Source organism: Bacillus paramycoides (assembly GCF_038971285.1).
Lineage (GTDB): Bacteria > Bacillota > Bacilli > Bacillales > Bacillaceae_G > Bacillus_A.
Window position 1 is genome coordinate 3,699,427 of sequence record NZ_CP152427.1, and the last position, 25,387, is coordinate 3,724,813.

The 25,387-nt window shown below is 35.4% G+C and carries 30 protein-coding genes and 2 pseudogenes; 8 read left to right on the forward strand and 24 right to left on the reverse strand.

What is annotated here, in order from left to right; all coding sequences use genetic code 11:
- Positions 1 to 851 precede the first annotated feature (851 nt).
- A complete protein-coding gene (locus AAG068_RS18960; protein WP_342715467.1) occupies positions 852 to 1,151 on the reverse strand; it encodes a hypothetical protein in 300 nt (99 codons plus the stop codon).
- A 696-nt stretch (positions 1,152 to 1,847) separates the two neighbouring features.
- Between AAG068_RS18960 and AAG068_RS18965 the strand changes: the two genes are divergently transcribed.
- Positions 1,848 to 2,312 carry an exosporium protein D gene (locus AAG068_RS18965; protein WP_098920072.1) on the forward strand — a complete coding sequence of 155 codons (465 nt, stop codon included), beginning with the start codon at positions 1,848 to 1,850 and terminating at the stop codon, positions 2,310 to 2,312.
- A 186-nt stretch (positions 2,313 to 2,498) separates the two neighbouring features.
- On the forward strand, positions 2,499 to 3,287 hold the full coding sequence (locus tag AAG068_RS18970) for an exosporium leader peptide-containing protein (protein WP_342715468.1): 789 nt from the start codon (positions 2,499 to 2,501) through the stop codon (positions 3,285 to 3,287).
- Positions 3,288 to 3,404: 117 nt separating this feature from the next.
- On the opposite strand, the gene AAG068_RS18975 is transcribed toward AAG068_RS18970, so the two are convergent.
- The 6 genes and pseudogenes from AAG068_RS18975 to AAG068_RS19000 all read right to left on the reverse strand — a co-directional run bounded on the left by AAG068_RS18975 (position 3,405) and on the right by AAG068_RS19000 (position 7,027).
- Positions 3,405 to 3,596, reverse strand: coding sequence for a DUF3954 domain-containing protein (locus AAG068_RS18975; RefSeq protein ID WP_342715469.1), 192 nt, complete (start codon positions 3,594 to 3,596; stop codon positions 3,405 to 3,407).
- 72 nt (positions 3,597 to 3,668) lie between these two features.
- Complete coding sequence (locus tag AAG068_RS18980; protein WP_342715470.1) at positions 3,669 to 4,031, reverse strand: cell division protein SepF; 363 nt, start codon at positions 4,029 to 4,031, stop codon at positions 3,669 to 3,671.
- Positions 4,006 to 4,194, reverse strand: a complete 189-nt coding sequence (locus AAG068_RS18985) for a hypothetical protein (RefSeq protein WP_342715471.1) — start codon at positions 4,192 to 4,194, stop codon at positions 4,006 to 4,008. Before AAG068_RS18985 ends, AAG068_RS18980 begins: the two co-directional genes overlap by 26 nt.
- A gap of 2 nt (positions 4,195 to 4,196) precedes the next feature.
- A pseudogene (gene dnaB / locus AAG068_RS18990) lies at positions 4,197 to 5,518 on the reverse strand (replicative DNA helicase).
- Positions 5,515 to 6,462: a DnaD domain-containing protein gene (locus AAG068_RS18995; RefSeq protein ID WP_342715472.1), complete on the reverse strand. Its 948-nt coding sequence runs from the start codon at positions 6,460 to 6,462 to the stop codon at positions 5,515 to 5,517. The pseudogene dnaB and the gene AAG068_RS18995 overlap by 4 nt, the downstream one beginning before the upstream one ends.
- Positions 6,463 to 6,742: 280 nt before the next feature.
- Positions 6,743 to 7,027, reverse strand: coding sequence for a hypothetical protein (locus tag AAG068_RS19000; protein WP_342715473.1), 285 nt, complete (start codon positions 7,025 to 7,027; stop codon positions 6,743 to 6,745).
- Positions 7,028 to 7,211: 184 nt separating this feature from the next.
- Between AAG068_RS19000 and AAG068_RS19005 the strand changes: the two genes are divergently transcribed.
- Entirely contained in the window at positions 7,212 to 7,511 is a 300-nt protein-coding gene (locus AAG068_RS19005; protein WP_342715474.1) for a lactate permease, read from the forward strand.
- Here AAG068_RS19005 and AAG068_RS19010 read toward each other — a convergent pair.
- The 5 genes from AAG068_RS19010 to AAG068_RS19030 form a co-directional block, all read right to left on the reverse strand.
- Entirely contained in the window at positions 7,508 to 7,723 is a 216-nt protein-coding gene (locus tag AAG068_RS19010) for a Thoeris anti-defense Tad2 family protein (protein ID WP_342715475.1), read from the reverse strand. The two genes, AAG068_RS19005 and AAG068_RS19010, sit on opposite strands and share 4 nt — an antisense overlap.
- A gap of 182 nt (positions 7,724 to 7,905) precedes the next feature.
- Complete coding sequence (locus tag AAG068_RS19015) at positions 7,906 to 8,127, reverse strand: RNA polymerase subunit sigma (RefSeq protein ID WP_342715476.1); 222 nt, start codon at positions 8,125 to 8,127, stop codon at positions 7,906 to 7,908.
- Positions 8,128 to 8,140: 13 nt separating this feature from the next.
- Positions 8,141 to 8,728, reverse strand: coding sequence for a sporulation sigma factor-processing peptidase (locus AAG068_RS19020; protein WP_342715477.1), 588 nt, complete (start codon positions 8,726 to 8,728; stop codon positions 8,141 to 8,143).
- Between the two features lie 90 nt (positions 8,729 to 8,818).
- On the reverse strand, positions 8,819 to 9,067 hold the full coding sequence (locus AAG068_RS19025; protein WP_076872674.1) for a hypothetical protein: 249 nt from the start codon (positions 9,065 to 9,067) through the stop codon (positions 8,819 to 8,821).
- Between the two features lie 54 nt (positions 9,068 to 9,121).
- The gene (locus AAG068_RS19030) at positions 9,122 to 9,313 is read right to left on the reverse strand and encodes a helix-turn-helix domain-containing protein (protein ID WP_058839516.1); all 192 of its coding nucleotides are present in this window, start codon (positions 9,311 to 9,313) and stop codon (positions 9,122 to 9,124) included.
- A 168-nt stretch (positions 9,314 to 9,481) separates the two neighbouring features.
- Here AAG068_RS19030 and AAG068_RS19035 point away from each other — a divergent pair, with 168 nt between their 5' ends.
- The 5 genes from AAG068_RS19035 to AAG068_RS19055 all read left to right on the forward strand — a co-directional run bounded on the left by AAG068_RS19035 (position 9,482) and on the right by AAG068_RS19055 (position 13,587).
- Complete coding sequence (locus tag AAG068_RS19035; RefSeq protein ID WP_000172329.1) at positions 9,482 to 9,892, forward strand: helix-turn-helix domain-containing protein; 411 nt, start codon at positions 9,482 to 9,484, stop codon at positions 9,890 to 9,892.
- 12 nt (positions 9,893 to 9,904) lie between these two features.
- On the forward strand, positions 9,905 to 10,339 hold the full coding sequence (locus tag AAG068_RS19040; RefSeq protein WP_342715479.1) for an ImmA/IrrE family metallo-endopeptidase: 435 nt from the start codon (positions 9,905 to 9,907) through the stop codon (positions 10,337 to 10,339).
- A gap of 40 nt (positions 10,340 to 10,379) precedes the next feature.
- A complete protein-coding gene (locus AAG068_RS19045) occupies positions 10,380 to 10,949 on the forward strand; it encodes a hypothetical protein (RefSeq protein WP_342715480.1) in 570 nt (189 codons plus the stop codon).
- 90 nt (positions 10,950 to 11,039) lie between these two features.
- Positions 11,040 to 11,921, forward strand: a complete 882-nt coding sequence (locus tag AAG068_RS19050; RefSeq protein ID WP_342715481.1) for a hypothetical protein — start codon at positions 11,040 to 11,042, stop codon at positions 11,919 to 11,921.
- A 118-nt stretch (positions 11,922 to 12,039) separates the two neighbouring features.
- Entirely contained in the window at positions 12,040 to 13,587 is a 1,548-nt protein-coding gene (locus AAG068_RS19055) for a recombinase family protein (RefSeq protein ID WP_089148371.1), read from the forward strand.
- A 32-nt stretch (positions 13,588 to 13,619) separates the two neighbouring features.
- On the opposite strand, the pseudogene dpaB reads toward AAG068_RS19055, so the two are convergent.
- The 12 genes and pseudogenes from dpaB to infB all read right to left on the reverse strand — a co-directional run.
- Positions 13,620 to 14,045 (reverse strand): annotated as a pseudogene (gene dpaB / locus AAG068_RS19060) (dipicolinate synthase subunit B); the annotation flags it as partial.
- Entirely contained in the window at positions 14,042 to 14,944 is a 903-nt protein-coding gene (gene dpaA / locus AAG068_RS19065; RefSeq protein WP_087996537.1) for a dipicolinic acid synthetase subunit A, read from the reverse strand. The pseudogene dpaB and the gene dpaA, both read right to left, overlap by 4 nt.
- A gap of 273 nt (positions 14,945 to 15,217) precedes the next feature.
- Complete coding sequence (locus tag AAG068_RS19070) at positions 15,218 to 15,469, reverse strand: YlmC/YmxH family sporulation protein (RefSeq protein ID WP_060631972.1); 252 nt, start codon at positions 15,467 to 15,469, stop codon at positions 15,218 to 15,220.
- Between the two features lie 130 nt (positions 15,470 to 15,599).
- Positions 15,600 to 16,841: a M16 family metallopeptidase gene (locus tag AAG068_RS19075; protein ID WP_098667746.1), complete on the reverse strand. Its 1,242-nt coding sequence runs from the start codon at positions 16,839 to 16,841 to the stop codon at positions 15,600 to 15,602.
- 86 nt (positions 16,842 to 16,927) lie between these two features.
- Positions 16,928 to 17,827, reverse strand: coding sequence for a polysaccharide deacetylase family protein (locus AAG068_RS19080; protein WP_342715482.1), 900 nt, complete (start codon positions 17,825 to 17,827; stop codon positions 16,928 to 16,930).
- Between the two features lie 151 nt (positions 17,828 to 17,978).
- Positions 17,979 to 20,117 (reverse strand): polyribonucleotide nucleotidyltransferase, encoded by a 2,139-nt coding sequence (pnp, locus tag AAG068_RS19085; RefSeq protein WP_342715483.1) that lies wholly within the window; start codon positions 20,115 to 20,117, stop codon positions 17,979 to 17,981.
- A gap of 160 nt (positions 20,118 to 20,277) precedes the next feature.
- Positions 20,278 to 20,547, reverse strand: a complete 270-nt coding sequence (gene rpsO, locus AAG068_RS19090; RefSeq protein WP_001229392.1) for a 30S ribosomal protein S15 — start codon at positions 20,545 to 20,547, stop codon at positions 20,278 to 20,280.
- A 100-nt stretch (positions 20,548 to 20,647) separates the two neighbouring features.
- Positions 20,648 to 21,619 carry a bifunctional riboflavin kinase/FAD synthetase gene (gene ribF / locus AAG068_RS19095; RefSeq protein ID WP_342715487.1) on the reverse strand — a complete coding sequence of 324 codons (972 nt, stop codon included), beginning with the start codon at positions 21,617 to 21,619 and terminating at the stop codon, positions 20,648 to 20,650.
- Positions 21,620 to 21,662: 43 nt separating this feature from the next.
- Complete coding sequence (truB, locus tag AAG068_RS19100; protein ID WP_342715488.1) at positions 21,663 to 22,586, reverse strand: tRNA pseudouridine(55) synthase TruB; 924 nt, start codon at positions 22,584 to 22,586, stop codon at positions 21,663 to 21,665.
- 86 nt (positions 22,587 to 22,672) lie between these two features.
- A complete protein-coding gene (gene rbfA / locus AAG068_RS19105; RefSeq protein WP_000776443.1) occupies positions 22,673 to 23,029 on the reverse strand; it encodes a 30S ribosome-binding factor RbfA in 357 nt (118 codons plus the stop codon).
- Between the two features lie 15 nt (positions 23,030 to 23,044).
- The gene (locus AAG068_RS19110) at positions 23,045 to 23,326 is read right to left on the reverse strand and encodes a DUF503 domain-containing protein (RefSeq protein WP_000582364.1); all 282 of its coding nucleotides are present in this window, start codon (positions 23,324 to 23,326) and stop codon (positions 23,045 to 23,047) included.
- On the reverse strand, positions 23,323 to 25,383 hold the full coding sequence (gene infB / locus AAG068_RS19115) for a translation initiation factor IF-2 (RefSeq protein WP_000036344.1): 2,061 nt from the start codon (positions 25,381 to 25,383) through the stop codon (positions 23,323 to 23,325). Before infB ends, AAG068_RS19110 begins: the two co-directional genes overlap by 4 nt.
- Between the last annotated feature and the right edge of the window lie 4 nt (positions 25,384 to 25,387).

A 25,387-nucleotide genomic window follows, 5' to 3' on the forward strand; every position in this document is an offset into this window, starting at 1 on the left:
CACTCATATAATATTGAGAATTAAAAAATCATCTCATGTTTAAAGGAAAAGTATTCTTTTTCATTACTCCACTCCCTCTTTAAATAACACTGTTTGAATAAGGTTTTTAAAGAGGTAATACATTAAAAAATCTTGGTTACACTGTAAACAGGCTCGTGAATAGTCAATTTTACTAATACCCACTCTATGTCTATTACCTTGGGCCGAGCAATTAGCAAAAGCTAATTGCTCTTTTATATTGAGTTAATAATAAAATTTTGTTCTTATTTCTTTTTTTACACCATATACTTCTAACCTAGGGCCAGCTCAAAGTGTTACCTCCTATCTTAAAGAGCACTTATGCATGGTGCTCTTTTTTAGTTTCCTTATTTCTACAAAATGAAATTTTTATTTAGTTTCTTATCTGCATAATATTTTGATATCTATTTATACTATAGTTGTAACTTTTGGTTACAGCATAGATCGGCTACTTCTAAAATTGTACAATAGAGCAGTTAGCTACTTTGGCTAGCTGCTTTGTTGTGCTTAATAAAGTTTTTATTTAGCTTTCTTACATAACATTTTCAACTCTGTTCATACTATAGTTGTAACTCGCAATTACAAAAGCAACATTTGATAAGTACCGTTTTCTTTTCTTACCAGGACAGCTAGCTAATCATGCTAGCTGTTTTATTGTATAAGATGAAGTTTTTATAAAAAGTTTTCTCAACGCTCATATTCTGGAAACGAATTACCTTTTATGGTAACATATTGGTAATCCCATAAAGTTCTATTGTTCCATTAAAAGGACCCGTACCCCTAATCGGGTCCTTTTTAATGTTTTCTAATAAAATAGCGGGTTTATTAAGAAATTAGTCATTCCAACTAAAACGGATGTAATGTTCGTAATAAGATCCACCTAAAATGTTTTTCTTTTCTTCTGCCTTAAATTCAACTTTCACACCATCCATTAATTCTTGTAACTTTTCCGTGAATAGTTTTGAATGCAGAATATGCTTGTCTGGATTTTCTTTATGAATTTGATATCTATATCCTGAATATCCATTTGCAGCACTTTCGATTATTACGCATTCCATTTCCTCTGCAAATTCCAATACCTTTTTATCAATGACTTTTTCTTGGATTTCTTTCAAATTCCCCACTAAGGACATTTTCATTCTCCTTTTCTATCGAATAACGATTTTGTCTTAATCCATTCACTAATCTCATACTTTGGCATACAATAATACTGCCTTTCTAAATAATGTGAGCTCGTCACTTTCGTTATAATTAGGTATAAGGAGCGCTCTCGATTAGCGCTCTTTTTATTTAAATAAAGACTTTGTTTTACTTTTGCTAGCTACCCTTCCCTTGTATAAACGCACCTTTTTTACATACCATATTAAAATCCAAATAATCCTCTTTTAGGACGGTACTGATATGAACAAGACATTCAAATACATTTTAATCTTCTTTTGTGTGGTGTTTTATATTGTAATTATTGGCTGTATTGTCTATCTAAACTTTGTTTAAGAGCATTTTATTACTCTAAGTAAGAAATCTAAGATCAAACATAAACATTTATACTTAGTAGACATAAGGAGCGCGCTACAAGGCGCTCTTTAGCTTTAAAATAAGGATTTTGTTAAAAAACTGCACATTTATTAAGAACATGTATAAAATATAATGTGGTATTCTTTTTCAATATTATTGTTTATCCGAGAGCGCCTTGAATGGCGCTCTTTAATTTCCAAATAATAAAATTTTTAGGTAATTACGAGAGCGGATTTTATTATGTTGTACAAGCACTACTTCACTTTATTAAATAGACTATATAGATATCTAAAAGAAGGGAGCTTTAAATTCATATGGCTGATTACTTTTATAAAGATGGTAAAAAATATTATAAAAACCAATCACATTCCAACAATCAAAAAAACAACTGTTTTATTGAAACTCATACGATAGCTGGTTTTGCAGAAAATGCAAATGGAAATATACCTGTGTCTGTTTTCCTTCAAACCACCGCTCCACAAACTGTATTTGAGGATTTTACAAACAATCATAATAAAACATTAATTCAGTTATTCGTTGTCGGTATGAGTGCACCCGTTCAAGTAACGATTCTAACAAGAAGATCTAGCGTACCAATTACTACTACATTACAACCTGTTCAAACAAAAATATTTCAAGTTGAAGATTTTCAAAGTCTTACTCTTACAAAGCAGGAAGGTTCTAATAGTGAAGTTAGTTTATTTGTTCAAAAAACATTTTGTATCTGCTGTAACGATAATAACGATTCATGTGATGAATATTACCACGAATGTAATTGATAGATTAAATCACCAGAAGAACCCTTTATATAAAGGGTTCTTTTCCTTTCACTCCCCTCATTTCCTCGTTTTTTATTAAAATAACTATTTTGTTAAATTTCATAAATACAATCGCTTGTCCATTTCACTTTGTTTGACTTCAACATTTACTATTAGTAATACGAATTTTTTAGAGGTGAAAATATAATGGACGAATTTTTATCTTCCGCTGCACTAAATCCCGGTTCAATTGGACCTACACTTCCTCCCATCCCACCATTCCAATTTCCGACTGGATCGACTGGACCGACTGGGCCGACTGGATCGACTGGGCCGACTGGATCGACTGGGCCGACTGGATCGACTGGACCGACTGGATCGACTGGACCGACTGGGCCGACTGGACCGACTGGACCGACTGGACCGACTGGACCGACTGGACCGACTGGACCGACTGGACCGACTGGACCGACTGGACCGACTGGACCGACTGGACCGACTGGACCGACTGGACCGACTGGACCGACTGGACCAGCCCTATTTTTCACTCCCCTTACACCAGAACCTGATTCTATAGATCTTCCACCAAATACAAATAACATTCTAATTATGGAGGTCTTTGTCCCTATAGAAAATAAAGGTGACAAAGTCCTATTAAACGCGACAATCGGTACAGAACTTCTTGTTCAAATAGGTGCAGATGAAGGCACATCCTTTAACGTAGATGCTATTACGTATCAGTTATTCCGTGATGATGTGTTGCTGACAGATACACTTGTATCCGGAAAATACGAAGTAGGTGCTAATATAGATATGGTATATTCTTTTAACTCCACATTTACATGGGTAGATCATCCAACGGACCCAATATTACCAACAGGTCCGATTCATTATCGAGTTATAGCGAATATAGGGGATTTAAGTGACACTATAACATCTGCTCAAGTCAGAAACCGCGGTTTTTCTGCTGTAATATATCCCCCTGATCCAGTTTAATTAAAAATAGCGTTCACACATCCCAATACTATAAAGTGAATGTTAAATTTTCTACGTTTAATCAACCGAGCGGTTAGCTTTTGCGAGCTGCTCCTTTTCTATAAAATTCAAATTTGATTAAAGTAACTGTGTTTTTCGTTCTTCCATACGAATTACTTTTCCACTTTGATATACAAATGATTGTTCACCAAATCCACCTTGAGGCGGTTCTATTAGTTGGACTTGACCATTTTTAACAACATATATTCCGTTTATTTTCAAATCTATCTCAGCTGTCATTTTTACAAGATTTTCTTTTCTAATTCCCACCAAGATCACTCCCATATGTTATAATTACTTTGTCGAAGTAAGTTGAGAGTGATCTCAGCTTTTTTTATTTGTCTATAGATATCGCACAACATTTTCTGGAACAAATGATTGTTCAGAAGATAAATGAAGCCGTATTGGAATCGGCTTTTTCTCATCCCGTGCTCGCTTACACATTTCTTCTGCTTCTTCCCATACAAATTGCTTATCCTCCGCTCGTTTGTAACGCCAAATCCCTATTACGTAATCTTCAAACAACTCATACCGCTCATCAGGTGCTGTCGTTGGTTTTAATTCATCAATCGCTTTGGCTTGGCGTGGTATTTGCACAACCACATCTGCATACCGTAATTTTGAATTTAAACGTTGAATATGAGCTTTCTTAGGATCAAATGATACAACTGGTTCCACATCAAAAATTGTTAATTGTTTTGGCATTGTTTTTCCCCTCCAATACCTGCAAGCTTGCAATTAAGATTCCTTCAAGCTGCGTTAACGTTAGTTGATCTAGTGTTTGTCCGTTAATTTCAGCTAATCCTAAACCCAATAATTTACGAATAATTATTAGTTTTCTACGTTCTACTTCCTGACGTAACAACATGATTAAGCCTCCTGCTGATGATTGAACTTTCTCTCTAAATTTACAAACTTACTAAATTCTTTAATGAATGCTAGTTCAACAACGCCAACTGGGCCATTTCTCTGTTTTGCTAAAATAATTTCCGTTATGTTTTTATTTTCCGTTTCACGATCATAGTAATCTTCGCGGTATAAGAATGCTATTAAATCCGCATCTTGCTCAATTTGACCATTCTCACGTAAATCTGATAGCAATGGTCTCTTATCTTGTCTACTTTCTACCGCACGACTTAACTGTGATAATGCAACTACACATACATTTAGCTCTCTTGCCATCAGTTTTAACTTACGACTAATCTCACCGATTTCTTGCATGCGGTTCCCTCTATGCTTTGGATCCCCTACAATAAGCTGCAAATAATCAATTGCAATTAAAACCTTTTTATCAGGGTACTTACGCTTTAATTTCCTAGCCTTTGCATAAATCTCTTGCATCGTTACATTTGCTTTATCGTAAATTTCTAATGGCAAATCATTAATTAATCCCATTGCTTGACTAATTTTTCCCAATCCTTTAAATTACATAGTTTCTTAGGATTCTTTAATTTTGTAGCATCAATATTTCCAGTACTTGAAATCATTCTCTTAAGTAGCTGCTCCTCCCCCATCTCGAGCGAGAAGATTCCTGTTGCTGTATGAGCACTTGCTGCATGAAAAGCAACGTTTAATACAAATGCGGTTTTCCCCATTGAAGGACGGGCACCGACAATGATTAAATCACCTTCTTGTAACCCTGCTGTCATTCTGTTCAAGTCGTCATAACCAGTTGGTATACCGGTTAAATCTCCTACATCAATTTGCATGTTCTTATACAAATCAACAAGCGTATCTTTCAAGTTAAATTCATCTGAGTAACCCGTTTCTTCAATGGCGCTTAATTCATCAATTGATGTGCTAATAGCACTCATATCCCTATCTTGCTGAAGGCGGTTATATAAGTTACCAGCAACCTCCTGAGCATGTCGCATTTTCCAAGCTTCGATAACTAAGCCTTCGTGATACGAGAAGTTCTTAGTTGTTGTTACAACTTCTGTCAGGTTTACAAAGAATTCAATTCCGCCAATTTGATGCATAAAGCTTTCATCGAATTTTCCAATGAGAGCAACAAGATCTATCGGAACTTCAGCATCCTCTAATTCTCTCATTGCCTTGAAAATCACTTGGTGCGTTGGTAAAGAAAACTGTTTTACCTTTAGCTGACAATCTTTAATTAAATCGCCTTCTTGGATTATGCTACCTAAAACACTTTGCTCAGCTTCTACATTACGAATCATATCGTTACTCATTTGGCCAACCACGCATTCTGTTGATTAAGTACTGCAAGTTCTTCTTCTGTTGGAATGTTCTGCTCCCATGCTTGTTGCTGCTGTAATACGTTTTTAGTAGATTCCGATAATCCTTTTTGTTGATAAGGTGCTTGTGTCTGTTGCTGAGCTTTTGTTAGTCGCTGAGCACGAAATGCTTTATCAGCTGCCTCAACATCAGTTACTGTTTTAAAGCCTTTAAGATGCCAATCTCTTAAAATCGTATTTACGTAAGACATGTTTCTCGTATTCTTCTCTAAAGCAATCTCCATAGCCTTAATAACTAGCTCTGCATTTAAATCATTTATCCAAGCATAAATACCATCTGCGATAAAAGGTGTAATGAATCCGAAGTTTTGCTCGTAAAAAGAAATTGGATTAACCTCAACAACTTCTTCCGCGCTTGCGCGTTCTTCTTGTTGTTGTTCTTTTTCTTCTTTTTCTTTTTCTTCTTCCTTGCTAGGGTCTTGGAAGCCCCTTATAAGCCCCTCCAAACGGACCGATAAATACTCCTTAATACGAGGGATTTTAAAATCTTGTTCACGTTCTAATTGCAAGCAAGTTTCATAGAAATCAACTAAAAAATCCTGGTCCTTTACAGATTGAATTTCTTTTAAAACACACTTTTCAATGTTTACATTTTTAATTGGATTGAATTTCAACCAGTTGATTAAGAACAATTCTTTTGTTTTTTGGTTGTAATTAATTTTTCCGTATTCAGCAAAACGTTCTAATAGCTTCATAACAGTTTCACGGTTATATCCTGTATCAGTTTCAATGATACGAAGTGGAAGCTCATAGATTCCTGATTGAGACGTCTTACTGTTTGTCATCAAATATAAGTAGAAATACTTCTCCTCCGGTGTAAGATCTAAAACAAATGAATCCTGCCAAAATGAAACATGTACTGGTCTATAAACTGCCATATTATTCATCCTCCCGTTTACATATCGCGAATCCGTCCTCTACACGTAATAAGCGATAATTCTTGTATCCTATTTTGAGATATTGTTTTACTAAGTAAATTAGGTGTTGCTCTGATGTTGCTTGTTGAAACACTTTAGGGTTCAGCAACACTCTATGTAACGATTTGTCTAATAGCATGTAGCACACTCCGTTGTTATACGAATGCTAATTTGATATAATTAATCCTAAGATCTTTTGCAAGACCATTTATCTATCACTCTGCCAAGTGATAGACTTTTTTTATTTTCTACGTGTTACTAATGAAGCGTTAACTCCTCTTGTTCTTAAATTTTTAATCACTACACGATAACTCATCGATGCCTCATGTTCCTCTTTTGTATCACGAAGCATTTTAAATTCTTTCATACATCGCTCCAATTCTTCTTCCCAGCAATTCGATTCTTCGATTGATTCTGCATTAAACATGTTATGAATACATGCACTCATACAGTTATGAAGCTTATTTGCAAACGAAAAATCCCCGGGAAGAACAAGATCATGAAGACGATTGTTTTTATCGTTCATGAATTACATCTCCTTTCTAATTAAATTGATGCTGTACGCATCGTTACAACCAGAAAGGAACATTGTAGGGGGATGGGAGGAACAATCCCTTTCTGGTCATAACGACAAGCACAGTGGCTTGTCTATTTTTATAAACACATTTAAAAACCTATGGTATAATCTTCCTTTAAGGGAGGTGTAATATATGAAAATGATTAAACTATCCGAAATCCTATTAAAATACATGACGACTGAGTATAAAAAACACGAAACTGATATGTTTTCTTTCGAAAGATTCCAGCAACTATGTCCTGATGAAACTGACAAATCAATTTCAAAAGCTTTATTTCATTTACAAGATGAAAGTTTTGTATCTATATATGAAGCAGACACTATTGCTTATATGACTACTTTACTTTCAGCAGGAATTGCATATTGTGAAGAAAATACTCTTCTAAAAAAAGGATACAAAGCTGCTAAAGAGATAAAATCTTGGATGCCCTAATCAATAACTATCCAATCATCAGCAATTAAATCATCTGCTCGTGGGCTCCATGCCCTGCGTGGTTCAACTTCACCAGGATTTAAAGAATACGTTTTGCATAAATCATACGTATTTGTTGGTTTAAGTTTGACTTTAAAGGTGTTTATAAAATGCACTCGCGAAATATATCTATTTTGCTTGATTGCTAATTTAGTAGCTTCTTGGATATCCATAATTCCCCACCTCCTTTCTAATTAAATTAATGCTGTACGCATCGTTACAACCAGAAAGGAACATTGTAGGGATATGGGAGGAACAATCCCCTTTCTGGTCATAACGACAAGCACAGTGGCTTGTCCAAATGATTTATATAATGTTATAATTGCTTTACGATATTTTTCAGAGCTACTGTTGTCTAGGCGGTAGCTTTTTTATTTACCCATTTATGTTTCAAAATAAATGACGCTTCAATAATTTTGATTCGAATCCCCAACAATTTCTTTTCTTGTTTTAGCTCAACTGTTTTTGAATCCTCATTAAGTAATTCTGTTATTTTAATTTCACCAGTTAGTTTTGCATCATAACGAATTAATTCCTTATATTCTCTTAGACTCGGTTTCTTATAATCTACTGTCATTTTTCTTCCCCCTTTACAGCACCTTTGTTAAATTCATTAAACTATCCACCGATTGAATAATAACGTTCTCCGCCATAGCCTTTTGCAACCAACTTCTTTGTATTTGTTCCATAATGCCAAAATGAACTTGTTCAAGAGCTTGAACTACACATTGAGTAGCTTTGATTGTATCGAAGATTTCTTTTGCATGAACTGCGTATTCATGTCTCTTTTTTTCATCATGCTTCCATGATCTTGTTGTAACTTGTAAATTCATAATTTCTTTAGCTGCCGCAATTCCCTCTTCAGCTTGCTTAATGTAGTTCATCAATTGTAGATTTACATCTTGAGTTAAGCGTGGATCTGTAGGTGGTAACCCAACACCATAAATATGTTTAATTGCTTGTTGATTCAACTTTGCTCCTGTTGCATGGCACCAATCCATCGCAAGCTCAAATTCTGGTTTAGAAAGTCCAGATTCAATACGGGTTAATCTTTCATGTGTAATACCAAGGTACTTAGATAGCCCTTTCTTCGTTTTCAGCTGAACATTGTCACAACATTCTCTAGCATTCTGTAATAATTCTCCTATTGCTGAATTGCAGTATATGCTTGTTCCCATATCTGTTCGCCTCCATATTTAGTTTTCAAATGGTTACAATGAACTTAGTACATATGTAACTTGTCTACTTTTCGTATAAAAAGAGAGGAACTATTCCTCAACGTTTTCTTTTACTTGTATTTCTTTGATGATGGCCCAACCAGCCTTGTAATATGCTTGACGGATTTTATCAATATCCTTTTGTGATTTTGGCTCAGGAGCCACAACATGGACTTTCGTTTTTCCAAATTCATAAGTCGCCGCATATTCTTCTTGTTGGCTCATGGTGTCACCTCTTGAAGTGCTTTTTATATGTTTATGCGACTGGTCTGTTGGTACTGCCATGTTAGTTGATGGCATTTTCTCACCTACTTTCACACAAGTTTCATCGAAATTCCACTTTACGTGTAATGTTTAGTCAAAAAAAATTGATGGATGTTCATTTAGTGCTTTTGCAACACACTTTAATTCTTGTGCTTTAAACGAACGTTTCCCTGCTTCTTTCATGTTATAGGCTGATACAGAAATACTAAGTTCTTTTGCCATAAATACTTGTGAAATCCCCTTAGAAATTCTTAATTCCCGTATTTTTTGATTAATCTCCATTTAACACCACCTCATTCCACGTTACGTGAACCTTATGTATCAATAATAATTCCACGTAAAGTGAAAGTAAATGAGTTTTTTAACTTTTAGTGAATAAAGTTTCACATAACGTGAAATATTGTTAAAATAATTAACGAAAAGACAAATGGAAGAATGGAAGGATAAACTATGACTTTAGGCTATAGATTAAAAAAAGAAAGAGAACGACGCAAATGGTCTCAAAAGTTTGTTGCCGAAAAAATCGGTATTACAAATACTGTCCTTTCAAATTATGAACGCGACTATCGTGATCCTGATACAACAACATTAGGAAAATTAGCTGATTTATATGAAATATCTACAGACGAATTATTAGGCAGGTCTAACAAACTTTCTAAAAAAGAAGAACGCGATATAGCACGTGATTTAGAAAAAACATTAGAAGAATTAGAAAATAGCGAAGATGCTTTAATGTTTGACGGAGAACCAATAGACGAACACACAAAAGAAATGATTCGTATTTCTCTAGAAAACTCTATGCGCATGGCAAAACAATTAGCAAAACAAAAATTCACTCCAAACAAGTATAAAAAAGATTGAACGGAGCGAGAAATGAAAATTAAAGACTACGTAATGAAAATCGTAAAAAAACACGGCACAACAAACCCCTTTGAAATTGCTAAACGAAAAGATATTATAGTGTTGTTTGAAGACCTTGGGAATACTCTTGGTTTTTACAACACTTATAAACGCTTTAAATTCATTCATATTAATAATCAAATTAACGAAACTACTCAACAATTTGTTTGTGCACATGAATTAGGTCATGCTGTACTTCATCCTAAAGCAAATACCCCCTTCTTGCGTAACCAAACCTTCTTTTCAGTAGATCGCTTAGAAATCGAAGCAAATACATTTGCTGTAGAATTGTTACTTACCGATGAAATGATTTCTGCTTATAAAGATACTCGTTTATCTATTCAAGAAATTGCGAAGGCTCATGGGATTCCTGGAGGATTCGCTCGTTTAAAAACTTACATTTCTTAAGAAAGCAGACGAAGTTTTATTAACTTATGGAGGATTAATAATGAAAAAATACCTAGTACCATTTACAGCGCTCTTTTTATCTATTGGACTAGTTGGTTGTGATACTAACAATCCAGTTAAAAAAGACGAACAACACGCACAAGAAGAAACAAAGAGTGCAGAAGAACAACATCAGGTAGAAGAAAAAGTAAAACAAGAAGAACAACGTCAGGAAGCTGAAGTGCAACGCCAAGCGGAAGAAAAAGCGAAGCAAGAACAAGCAACCAAAGCAGAGCAACATCAGAATCAAGAAAAACAAAAACAACTCGACGAAAATGATTCCAGTAATCAATCAGCACCAAAAATAGAAGGACCCGAATCGGAGCGATTCAAGGAGGAGCAAATAAGAGAACTTCAAGCCGCTGATTCAAAAGAGAAAGAGGAAGCTTTCGATAGGGCGGCAGCCTCTCGCCGTGAACGATTCGAGAGACAAGAAATTGAAAAAATGGATTGCGATACAGCACGTTCTGCGTTATCTCAATTAGAACAAATGGATGACAATCCGATCGCAAAAAAACAGGCACTTGATTATCAAGATAAAATAGCAAGGTGCAACAAATCAGGTGATTAAGCAACTCGCACGTTCATTTAAAGACCGATACATATTAGTTACATATTAATATTCATTGTTATATAAAGTTGTAGAAGGGAACTGATATAAATGACTTTTATAAAAGATATAGCTTCTTTTTCTGAAGGATTATCTAAAGCTTTTCCAATAATTCTATCCATATCCTCTTTTTTGGGCGTTCTAATTATCTATAATAAGAAAACCAATTTTGATTTAATATTTGAAGGAAAACACATTAGATTTTTAACAAAGATGACACAATCTATTACGGCCTTTATTGGATTTTATCTTCTATTCCAACTTGTATCGTTCTCCTTATATTTTATTGGTCTTCCCAAACCAACAAAAGTTAAATTAAATACAATATATACTATAGATATTATGTTAGTTTTCACCTTAATTATCTCTATATTAATTTATATTGCATTTAAAATAATTCGTACCGCTTTAAATTATTTACACACAATTAACAGTTACCAAAATTTTATTAACAAAAAAAATGAGTGGCTAAACCAACATAATAAAACTAAAAATGCTCTTATTTTTATCAAAAATGGCATCATTTTTATGTATTTGGGTCTAAACAAACTTATATATATTATACTTGTGGTTGCTAGTCTACTTACCCAAGCCATGCATTTCTATTTAGCTAAAGAACAAATACTAAAATTTGATCTAACATCTCAACAGGCTATTCAATTTTTAGTTGGTCCAATAGTAATTTGGGTTTTCCTAATTGCGATTATGTATCTCTATCTTAAAGAAATAGGTGAATTAAAAAAAGTTTACTATACTGTAAAGTTCATTTCAGAAACTAATGTCAAAAATGAAGAATTAATTCATCTCCATACTCGTTCAACTAAAGAATGGGTTCTAGTAAGAGTAAATGATTTACAGGAACAAAATACAATTTTTTTTTATAATCCAGAAACAAAAAACTGGCTTGAATACAATAAAGTAATTCATGATTAGAAAGTCCAATTCATGGGCTTTTTTAATCATATTAAATCCGGCTAGCTTTTTATATTATCATTTACTTCATTCCAATCATTACAATTCATATAATACATATCAATAAGGAGGTTTAACTATGAAAACCGCAATCTACCTTAGAAAGTCCCGTGCCGACCTCGAAGCCGAAGCACGTGGCGAAGGTGAAACTTTAGCAAAACATCGAACTACCCTGCTGAAAATTGCCAAGGAAATGAACTTAAATGTTTTATCTGTCCGTGAGGAAATTGTTTCTGGCGAGAGCTTAGTGAAACGCCCTGAAATGTTAGCTCTGCTTGAAGAGATTGAAGATAATAAATATGATGTTGTTCTTTGTATGGATATGGACCGTTTAGGTCGTGGTGGTATGAAAGAGCAAGGAATCATTTTAGAGACGTTTAAACGCTCGAATACGAAGATTATGACACCTAGGAAGACTTATGACCTTAATGATGAGTGGGATGAAGAATACAGCGAATTTGAAGCGTTTATGGCTCGTAAGGAGTTAAAGATTATTACACGACGTATGCAACGAGGTCGTGTCGCCAGTGTAGAGGCTGGGAATTATCTTGGTACACATGCACCATTCGGATATGATATCCATCGCTTAAATAAGCGAGAACGTACTTTAACGATTAATCCAGAAGAAGCGTCAGTTGTAAGGATGATATTTGATTGGTATGCAAATGAGGATATGGGAGCAAATGCAATTAGGAGCAAGTTAAATGATCTTGGCTACAAAAGTAAGCTAGGTAATGAATGGAACCCCTACAGCATCTTAGATATATTAAAAAACAATGTGTACATCGGAAAAGTAACGTGGCAAAAACGAAAAGAAGTAAAACGTCCTGATGCTGTAAAAAGAAGTTGTGCACGACAAGATAAATCGGATTGGATTATTGCCGATGGTAAGCACGAGCCAATCATACCTGAAAGTTTGTTTGAACAAGTACAAGAAAAATTAAACTCAAGATATCACATTCCTTACAATACGAACGGAATTAAAAATCCTCTAGCTGGCATTATTAAATGTAGTAAATGTGGTTATAGTATGGTCCAACGTTATCCGAAAAACCGAAAGGAAACGATGGATTGTAAGCACCGTGGTTGCGAAAACAAATCAAGCTATACGGAATTAATTGAGAAGCGTTTACTCGAGGCATTAAAAGAGTGGTATATCAATTATAAAGCTGATTTTGAAAAACATAAGCAAGATGACAAATTAAAAGAAACACAAGTTATTCAAATGAATGAAGCTGCATTACGAAAACTTGAAAAAGAATTAGTGGATGTCCAAAAACAAAAAAATAATTTACATGATTTATTAGAGCGTGGTGTTTACACAGTCGATATGTTTTTAGAACGCTCGAATGTAGTTTCTGATCGTATTACTGAAATTACTTCCACGATGGAAAACTTAAAGAAAGAAATTAAAACAGAAATTAAGAAGGAAAAAGTGAAGAAAGATACAATACCTCAAGTAGAGCATGTTCTTGATCTGTACTTTAAAACAGATGATCCCAAAAAGAAAAACAGCCTCCTAAAGTCAGTTTTAGAAAAGGCTGTTTATAAAAAGGAAAAGTGGCAAAGGCTCGATGATTTCGAACTTGTGCTTTACCCTAAGCTCCCTCAAGATGGCGACATATAAGCGTTTACGCTATGTCGTCACCTTGTTGGTGTAATTAGATTTACTCCATTAAGCCCTAGAGCATCATTCGTCGAAACAGCCAATACGACAGGCTTGCCATTTCTTAGCGTCGCTTTCGCTGCCATTAATACTGGAGAGTCTGTCATTGCATTTGCAAATTTACTCATTGAATTTCCTGTTAGTGGTGCAATCACCATGCAATCTAGTGGAATTTTAGGTCCAAGTGGTTCTGCACCAACGATTGAATTAATCGCTTTAAAGCCTGTTACTTCTTCAATCTTTTTAATCCACTCTGCTCCTTCGCCAAATCTCGTATTCGTTGATTGAACAGTATAAGAAACAACGGGACGTACTTCTGCTCCCTCAGCAATCAATTTTTCTAAATGAGGCATTACTTCTTCGTACGTACAATGTGAACCAGTAAAACCAAACCCTATTCTCTTCCCTTTTAAATTCATTCTCCATTCTCCTTTCTTGCGATTACATCTTCTGCTAATAACTGAGAAAGAACGTTCGCTAAAATTTGTCCTGCTGTTTTTGGAGCAACAATACCTGGTAATCCAGGTGCTAACAACGCTTTGACTCCTCTTTTTTCCGCATATCTAAAGTCGGTACCGCCTGGTTTAGAAGCTAAATCAATTACTAACGTATGGGCCGGCATTTTTGAAATGACATTCGCTGTCACAACGAGATGCGGAATTGTATTAATGACAATATCAATATTCCCTACTTCTTTCTCAATGTTCTGCATATGAAAAGGAGAAAACATCATCTCTGTAATACGTGCAATATGTTCCGATCGTCTTGCTCCAACTTTGACATGGGCTCCTAATGATTGAAATGCTCTGGCAACGCTCATCCCTGTTCTACCAAATCCTAAAACCATTACATTAGAACCATGAATCGTATAGTCGGTATGTTGAATTACCATCATTAATGTACCTTCTACAGTTGGTATAGAATTGTAGATTGCCACATCATCACGATCAAATAATTTAATTAGTTTACGGTTTGTAGTAGATACGAGATTTTCCAAGTAAGGCGTACCAATACCTGAATATATAGTAAAATGTTCTGGTGTATTTTCAATTTGTTCTTTCGTTATAGAAACTTTTTCGTTTGAAAAAATAGTATCTACTTCTCCCTTGGCATTTGTACCTGCAACTGGCAAAATAATTGCATCTACAGAAGTGAAATCTAAATTTTGTATACTTTCTTTTGCTGCCCCTGTGAAGCCATGATCTAACTGATCAAACCCTATCAATGAAAGTTTCGCATCCAATTCAACTAGCTTGCGAATTACTTCTAGCTGTCTTGCATCTCCTCCTATGACAGCAATATGCATCTCAGTCAACATTCCCTAATTCACCTTCTTTTTCTGTCATTTATAAGAAAAGTGCCTACTTTTTCTTTTTCCTCCACATCATATGTAATGTACGAGTTTTAGGTGATTGAAAAACAAAAAGCACACATGATTGATCTCGCTCTTTGTATGCAGAAAAACCTCCCCTCAAAATTCCGCATATGAGAGGACATTATGTAGGAAATTGATTGCCCGTAGAAGCTCGATTCATGTGAGCTAATACTCTGCGGGGAATGCACAAAAAAAGATGACCAAAATGGCCATCTTTCACTTCGAATTTGGACGATCTGTAATATCACAAAGGATCATATCATGCCCTACTTTTTTAATTTGGCTCCACGTAACTCTTACTTCTTGTGGTTCCTTTTTAAAACCTCCCCATTTCCCAGCTGGTATGATAAGAGCCTGTATTTGGCCATCCTTCTCATCAATCTCTAAATCCACATATCCTAAAACACCCATTTTTTCGGCTCTTTCTAAATTTACGATCTCTTTACCGCTTAATTCACTTAATCGCATATGCTCTCCCCCTATCGAAATTATGAATGTAAGTTATCCATAATTAGTACCTATTCTGTATATCCCAAAAAAATAACCGTATCTCATTTAAAAGAGATACAGTTATTTTTACATACTTCATATAAAGCAATTATAGTTTTATTCCTTTTGGAAGTTTTCCATCTGGACTAATTAATGCTGCAGAGAATTCATCTGTAAACATGTTACGAATTAACCCATCTACATTTTCTTTTGTTACAGTGTTTACACTTTCAATAATTTCATCAAGTGAACGGTGCTTACGAAGTAGCAATTCATTTTTACCATTACGGCTCATACGGCTATTCGTACTTTCTAAACTTAACATTAAGTTTCCTTTTAATTGCTCTTTACTATTAATAAGCTCTTTTTCTGTGATACCTGTATTTTTCAATGTTTCTAATGTTTCTTGCATTGTTTCATACAGTGTGTCTAATTGTTGGCTACCTGTTCCACCATACAGTGTTAACATACCTGTATCTTCATAAGAAGAATGATAAGAAAATACTGAGTATGCTAACCCACGTTGCTCACGTACTTCTTGGAATAAACGGCTACTCATACTACCGCCTAAAACGTTATTTAATACGATTAAGTTATAAATATCTTCGTGCCCCATTTGTAAGCCTTTATATCCTAAACATAAATGAGCTTGTTCTGTTTCCTTTTTACGTGCTACCTTATTAAAATGGAAGATTGGGCTATGTACTTGTTCACGATTTGTCGTTCCTTCATAACTACCGAAATATTGCTCTACCGTTTGTAAGAAGGCTTCATCAATATTTCCTGCAACTGAAACAACTACATTTTCAGGTGTGTAATGATCCTTAATATATTGGCGTAGCGTATCACCTGTAAACGTATTAAGCGTTTCTTCTGTTCCTAAAATAGGATATCCAAGCGGATGCGTTTCATATGTTGCTTTCGTTAACATATCATGCACAATATCATCTGGAGCATCTTCGTACATTTTAATTTCTTCACATACGACATTCTTCTCTTTTTTCAATTCTTCTTCATCAAATGTTGAATTAAAGAACATGTCTGCTAATACATCTAAAGCGTATTTAGCATGCTCATCTAGCACTTTTGCATAGTAACAAGTGTATTCTTTTGAAGTAAAAGCATTCACTTGCCCACCAATGCTATCAAATGATTCTGCGATTTCGCGTGCACTACGTGTTTCCGTCCCTTTAAAGAACATATGCTCTAAAAAGTGAGAAATCCCGTTATTTTTTTCATTTTCATTTCTTGATCCTGCATGAATCCAAATACCAATCGCAACTGATCTTACAGTTGGTATATTCTCCATAACTATTCTTACACCATTTTTACAAGTATATTTTTTAATCAAAAACTTTCCTCCTACTGCCAGTTTCTCTAAATAAGTGCTATTATTTAATGATAACAAGTTTAAGGATGAATGTCATGCAAATGTATTTAATCCACGCGTTTTTCATCCAGTAATTCTGTTATATTCCCTACTTTATATCCTTGTTCCTTCAATTTTGTAATCATTGTATCTAATGCTTCTGATGTAGATGAAGTAGGATGCATTAATACGATAGCACCAGGATGTATTTTTCTCATTACTCTCTGCAATAGCACATCTGGCTCAGGTCGCTTCCAATCAATTGTATCGACAGTCCACATGATCGTTCCCATTTGGAAATCATCTGCAATTTTCACGACTTCATCCCGAAAACTTCCGCTCGGCGGTGCGAACCATCTCACCTTTTGATTCGTAGCTGCTTCAATCATTCGATTTGTTTTTTGTAACTGCTCTCGTATTTCATCAGACGATAGCGTTTTCATATTAGGGTGAGTGTATGAATGATTTCCAACTTCTTGATTTGCATCGACAATCATTTTTGCAAATCGTAAATTTTCTTTCACCCAACGTCCTTCTAAAAAGAAAGTCGCCTTCACATCGTGTTTTTTCAATATTTCTAATATACGAGGCAAATACTCATTTCCCCATGCCACATTTATTGTTAATCCCACCATCTTTTTATTCGGATGCCCCCTATAAATTGGAGCTGGTGATAAATCTTCTAAGTGGACACTCGGTGATACTTCCTTGAATTCAAGATGTTTTTGATCAAATTTCTTTAGCTTCTTCATATTGTTATAGGATGCTTCCATATCAACTTGTCTTCCATTATATCCTGGTGTTGCTTTCCAGATTTTATCAATCATCGCATTTTGAGGTGCAATCTCATATTGTTTTGCATGCTTTTGAATTTCTTCATATAAGTTATCCTGTGCAAAAACGGAATAAGAGCCTACACTAACATATAAAAAGAATATACACATGTATGCCAATATACGAGCTTTCATATAAACCCTCCCATTAACTATATAAAAAACATTTTTCTTCTTATCTTTGTTAATTTGAGCGTTATAATGAAAACTATACCTATGCTGACATAAAAATATATATAAATCATATTTTTACATAACAAAAAAAGCCAGTTAAACTGGCTTTTACTTATTGCTGCTCTTGTTTGTTTTCTTCTTTAGCAGCTTCTTTTTCTTGCTCTTCTTTTAGCAATACTTTTCTAGATAGATTCACACGACCTTGCTTGTCAATCTCGATAACTTTAACTGTAATTACATCACCGATTTTCACAACGTCTTCTACTTTACCTACACGCTCAAGTGCAAGTTCAGAAATGTGAACTAATCCATCTTTTCCGCTGAATAATTCAACGAAAGCACCGAATTTCTCAACACGTTTCACTTTTCCTTCGTAGATTTCACCTACTTGTACTTCGCGAACGATATCTTCGATAATTTTCTTAGCTTTGTCGTTCATTTCTTGATTTATTGAAGAAATGAATACTGTACCATCTTGCTCGATATCAATTTTAACGCCAGTTTCTTCAATAATTTTATTGATTTGTTTACCGCTTGGTCCGATAACGTCACGGATTTTATCTGGGTTAATTGTCATTGTAATAATCTTTGGAGCGTACGCTGATAATTCAGTACGTGGCTCTCCAATAACAGATAACATATGATTTAGAATGTGCACACGACCAACTTTCGCTTGTTGTAATGCCTCTTCTAAAATTTCACGAGATAGACCATCGATTTTAATGTCCATTTGTAGTGCAGTTACACCTTGTGCTGTACCTGCTACTTTAAAGTCCATATCACCTAAATGATCTTCCATACCTTGAATATCAGATAAAATTGTGTAATGCTCACCTGATTTAACTAGACCCATTGCAATACCTGCAACTGGAGCTTTAAGTGGAACACCAGCATCCATCATTGCTAAAGTACTACCACAAATACTTGCTTGTGAAGTAGAACCATTTGATTCTAAAACTTCAGATACAAGACGTACTGTATATGGGAAATCTTTTTCAGATGGAATTACAGGCTCAAGAGCACGTTCTCCTAGTGCACCGTGACCGATTTCACGACGACCTGGTCCACGCATTGGTCTTGTTTCACCAACACTAAATGATGGGAAATTGTAATGGTGCATAAAGCGTTTTGATTCTTCTACACCAAGACCATCTAAAATTTGCACATCGCCTAATGCACCTAATGTACAAATACTTAATGCTTGTGTTTGTCCACGTGTGAATAAACCAGAACCGTGTGTACGAGATAAAATGCCAACCTCTGATGCTAATGGACGGATTTCGTCACCTTTACGGCCATCTGGGCGGATTTTCTCAACTGTAATAAGACGACGTACTTCTTCTTTTACAATTTTATATAAAATCTCATTTACTTGTCCTAATGTATCAGCGTCAGCTTCTTGCGCTTCGTAATGCTCAATTACACGCTTTTTCACTTCGTTAATTGCATCTTCACGTGCATGTTTCTCATGTACTTGAATTGCAGAATGCATATCCTTCTCAGCCATTTCACGTACAGCTTGGTTAAGATCAGCGTCAACTTCATAAAGTTTTACTTCTGATTTCTCTTTGCCTACAGCTTGTACAATCTCTTCTTGGAATGCAATTAGACGTTTAATTTCGTCATGACCAAACATAATTGCTTCTAACATTGTTTCCTCAGGCACTTGATCTGCTCCTGCTTCAACCATGTTAATTGCATCTTTCGTACCAGCTACAACAAGGTGAATATCACTTTGTTCTTGCTGTTCTACTGTTGGGTTGATAACGAATTCGCCGTTAATACGACCAACTGTTGCACCTGCGATTGGACCTTCAAATGGAATATCTGAAATCGATAACGCTAATGAAGAACCAAGCATAGCTGCCATTTCAGAAGAACAATCTTGATCAACACTCATTACGATGCTGACAACTTGTACTTCGTTACGGAAACCATCTGCGAAAAGTGGACGAATTGGACGGTCGATTAAACGACTTGCCAAAATTGCTTTTTCACTTGGACGACCTTCACGTTTGATGAAACCGCCTGGAATTTTTCCGACTGCATATAAACGCTCTTCATAGTTTACTGTAAGTGGGAAGAAATCTACATTTTTTGCTTCTTTTGATGCAGTTGCTGTAGATAGAACCGCTGTATCGCCATATCTTACTAATACTGCTCCGTTCGCTTGCTTCGCAAGCTGACCTGTTTCAACTGTTAGCTGGCGACCAGCTAAATCTATCGAGAAGACTTGCTTTTCTTGACTCATTTAAGTACCCCTCTCAATTTAAAGTATTCAATTCTTCTATGTAAATGGATAGTATATCACAATATTCTACCTCTAGTATTACCGAAAATGAAGTAAGCTATAAAGAGTAGAAGATATATTTTTACCTAACAAAAAAGCGGGAATATTCCCGCTTTTTTGACTATCGACGTAAGCCAAGCTTTGTGATTAATTCACGGTAACGTGTGATATCGCTATTACGAAGGTAAGTTAGTAAGTTACGACGTTTACCAACCATCTTTAATAGACCACGACGTGAATGATGATCTTTCTTGTGAGTACGTAAGTGCTCGTTTAGAGTGTTAATTTGCTCCGTTAGGACAGCAATTTGAACCTCTGGAGAACCAGTATCAGTCTCATGAGTTCTAAATTGTGCAATGATTTCATTTTTACGCTCTTGTGTTAAAGCCATCCTATTTCACCTCCTATTAATTAAACCCCCGATTACCTAGCAAGCGTCGGTGAGTCGCAATGCCAAGCAATGGTTGTCATAAAGTACATAACATAGAATACTACTTTTCACTTGAAAAAGCAAGTATATTCTTTTCGTTCGCAAAATATTCTTGTGCTGTTTTCTTATCTTTTGCGATTTGTTCAACTAACTCATCGATGCCATTGAATTTCTTCTCTTCTCTTATACGCATATGCCACTCTACTGTAACATTTTGACCATATATGTCTTTGTTAAATTCAAATAAGTGCACTTCAATAGAAAGTTGACGCTCATCTTCTTTAAAAGTTGGTTTATATCCAATATTACATACACCATCGAACCATTCATCGTGAACTTTTAATCTCACTGCATAAACACCTACAGGTGGTAATAGATACTCATCACTTAAACCTACATTCGCTGTTGGGAAACCAATTTGACGTCCACGTTTATCACCGTGTACAACCGTTCCCCCTACTGTATATGCTCTACCTAAAATAGATGGAATTTGTTCCATTTCGCCATTTCGAATTAACTTTCGTAATGCTGTAGAACTTACTTTCTCTTCTTGAAATTCAACTTTTTCAATCACAGTCTGTGTAAACTCCCCTCTTGCATGAAATGGTAAAGTCTCCATCTTTCCTTTTCCTAAACGTCCATATGAATAATCAAACCCTGCTACTACATGCTTTACATTTAAACCAATAATATAATCATCTACAAATTGTTGTGGCAGTAAGCCTGCAAATGATTCATCAAATTTAACAACATATAATATATCGATTCCTAAGTTCTCGACTATTTTTTCTTTATCACACATCGGTGTAATATACTCGGCATGCGCTTCTTTTTTGCCTAAAACAACAGATGGATGTGGGTAAAATGTCATTACTGCACTTTTATATCCTCGTTCATCCGCTATTTGTTTCGCAGTTCGAATTACACGTTGATGTCCTAAATGAATGCCATCAAAAAATCCTAATGCCATTACAGTAGGTGGTAATTCTAATTTATTTTGTTCATGTGGATGAGTTAAATGAATAAGTTTCACGCTTGAATTCACCTTTTTCTGTAATAATCCTTCCAATAATTCATTATAGCTTTAGTTCTTGATTATTCACAAGTACTTTCATCGGCTTTAGCATACCAGGGTGTTTTGGATGGTGTTCATAAATTGCAAGGCAGCGATCGTTTTTATCAAATACTGTTATAAATGGCGCTGTTATTTGCAATTCATTTTTTAAGAACATACCATTCTTTATTTTTTCTGCTTGCTTTTCATCTACAACCATTTTCGGGAACTTACTTAATGCTTCATCAATTGAAATGAAGATAGACTCTACTGTTCCATTTTGCACGTTTTCTTCAATTTCTTCAAATGATATGCAATCTTCTAATAAAAATTCACCAGAAGCTGTTCTTACAAGGTGAGACATATGTGATGGAAAACCAAGTTTTTCACCGATCATTACCGCTAATGTTCTTACATATGTTCCTTTACTACACGTTACACGGAAACGGAATGAAATATTTTCACCTTCAAACACTTCACGGTCATCTAGTAATACAAATTCATGAATTGTAATTGTACGCACTGGACGTTCAACCTCTTGTCCGGCTCTTGCGTATTCATATAATTTTTTTCCGTTAACTTTTACAGCCGAAAACATCGGAGGCATTTGCTCAATCGTACCTGTTAATGCCACAAGAACCTCTTCCACTTCTTTACGAGTAATAATACGATCTACATGTTTCGTTTCCACAACTTCACCAGAAGCATCTTCAGTTGTTGTTGAAAACCCTAATGTTACTTCACCTTCATATGTTTTCGTTTCGCTTGTTAAAAATTGTGCAATCTTCGTTGCTCGTCCAACACAAATAGGTAATACTCCTGTTACATCTGGATCTAATGTTCCTGTATGACCAATTCGTTTTTCACGTAATATCTTTCTTAATTTAAATACACAATCGTGTGATGTCATGCCTTTTGGCTTATGTAATAATACTACACCTTCCATATATGTTCACCTCATCGTATTTCTTTCATAATGATTACCTAAAACTTATTTTACATTGAAAAAATGGATAGACAAATGTCTATCCATTATTCTTCACGTTTACCTTCTTTATTAATTTCATGTAAAAGTGTATCAATTCGATGACCATATCCGATAGATTCATCAAATTCAAAAGAAATTTCCGGCGTTTTACGAAGACGAATACGTTGGCCAATTTCTGAACGAATGAAGCCTTTTGCCTTCGCTAAACCTTTTAATGTGCTTTCTTTCTGTTCTTCATCACCTAAAACAGAAATATACACTGTAGCAATTTGTAAATCTCCACTCACTTGTACATCTGTTACAGTAACAAATCCGACACGTGGATCTTTAATTTTGCGACTGATGATGTCGCCTAATTCTTTTTTCATTTGCTCGCCTACACGGTTTGCACGTAATTTCATAACTCTTCACCTCATTCAATACCATTCCAATTGTGTTATCGTACGTTCAATTTCAGGAAATGAATCGATGTACTCAAGTACACGATTCATTTCTTTTTCACAAATAACACGATTAGAGGATACAGAAACAATTGCAATTTCTGTACGTTGCCATACATCTTGATGCCCTACTTCTGAAACAGCTACGTTATAACGCTGCTTCACACGAGTTAGCACCCTTTGCAAAATTGCTCGTTTCTCTTTTAAAGAATGTACATCGTAAATCATACACTCGAATGAGAGTGAAGCGATAATCATCGCTTCACTTCTTCCATAATGTACGCTTCAATGATGTCCCCTTCTTTAAGATCATTATATCGCTCAATTGTAATACCACACTCATAGTTTTGTGCAACTTCTTTTACGTCGTCTTTGAAACGTTTTAACGTATCAAGTTGTCCTTCGAAGATTACTACGCCATCACGGATAATACGCACGCCACTATCACGTGTAATTTTACCGTCTGTTACGTAACAACCTGCGATTGTTCCAACTTTTGTTACTTTAAACGTTTGACGTACTTCTGCTTGACCGATTACTTTTTCTTCGAATTCTGGATCTAACATACCTTGCATCGCTGCTTCGATCTCTTCGATTACTTTATAAATAATACGGTGTAAACGAATATCAACGTTCTCTAATTCAGCTGTACGCTTCGCATTTACATCTGGGCGTACGTTAAATCCAATTACAATTGCATTAGATGCAGAAGCTAAAATGATATCAGATTCTGTGATCGCACCTACGCCTGTATGGATAATTTTAACTTTAACGCCTTCAACATCAATTTTACGAAGTGATGCTGCCATTGCTTCTACAGAACCTTGTACGTCTGCTTTCACAATTAAGTTAATTTCTTTTACATCGCCCTCTTGGATTTGTTGGAATAAATCTTCAAGGCTTAATTTAGATTTTTCACCACGTTGAGCAAGTAACGCTTCTTGTGCACGTGATTCACCGATTTGACGAGCTTTCTTCTCATCAGCGAATGCCATGAAACGATCTCCCGCTTGTGGTACTTCGTTTAAACCTGTAATTTCAACAGGAGTTGATGGACCAGCAACTTTTACACGACGACCAATATCACTTACCATTGCACGAACACGTCCGAATGAAGTACCAACAACGATTGGGTCTCCAACTCGAAGCGTACCGTTTTGAACAAGTAATGTCGCGATAGTTCCTTTACCTTTATCAAGCTGTGCTTCAATTACAGTACCAGTTGCATAGCGGTTTGGATTTGCTTTATATTCTTCTACTTCACTTACAAGAAGAATCATTTCTAGTAAGTTGTCAATACCTTCACCTTGAATCGCAGAGATTGGCACGAAGATAGTATCTCCACCCCATGCTTCTGGAACTAATTCATATTCTGTCAGTTCTTGCATTACGCGATCAGGGTTCGCAGCTGGTTTATCCATTTTATTCACAGCAACAATAATTGGTACTCCTGCTGCTTTCGCATGGTTAATTGCTTCAACTGTTTGTGGCATAACACCGTCATCAGCTGCAACAACAAGGATTGTAATATCTGTTACTTGTGCACCACGAGCACGCATCGTTGTAAACGCCGCGTGACCAGGTGTATCTAAGAATGTAATCTTCTTGTCATTTACTTCAACTTGGTATGCACCAATATGCTGAGTAATTCCACCTGCTTCTCCAGCAGTTACTTTAGAGTTACGGATAGAGTCAAGTAATGTTGTTTTACCATGGTCAACGTGTCCCATGATTGTAACTACAGCTGGACGCTCTTTTAAGTTCTCTTCATCATCTTGCTCATCGATGAATGTTTCAAACTCAGTCTCGCTCACAATTACTTCTTCTTCTACTTCAATACCGTAGTCGTTAGCAATTAACTCAATTGTGTCTTTATCTAAGTCTTGGTTAATTGTTGCCATAATTCCAAGCATGAAGAGCTTCTTAATAATTTCAGATGGCTCTTTGCTTAATTTCTTAGCAAGGTCACCTACTGTAAGGCTTCCAGAGAAAGTAATTTTATCTGGTGTTTCTACAGTTTGTGTTTGTTGTCTTCCAGCAAAGTTTTCTTGACGCTTATCTTCGTTTCCTTTGCCTTTTTTCTTTTTCTTATTGCTGTTCTTTTTACTACGAACAACTTTTTCTTCTACTTCAAACTCATCTGCAACAGAAGGTTTTTCAGTTTGATACTCATTATCTAATTTGTTTACTACTTCATCGTCTAACATTGTCATATGATTCGAAACCTCGATATTCATTTCTTTTAGTTTTGTCATAAGATCTTTACTTGAGATATTATGTTTTTTTGCATATTCATGCACTCGAATTTTACTCATACCT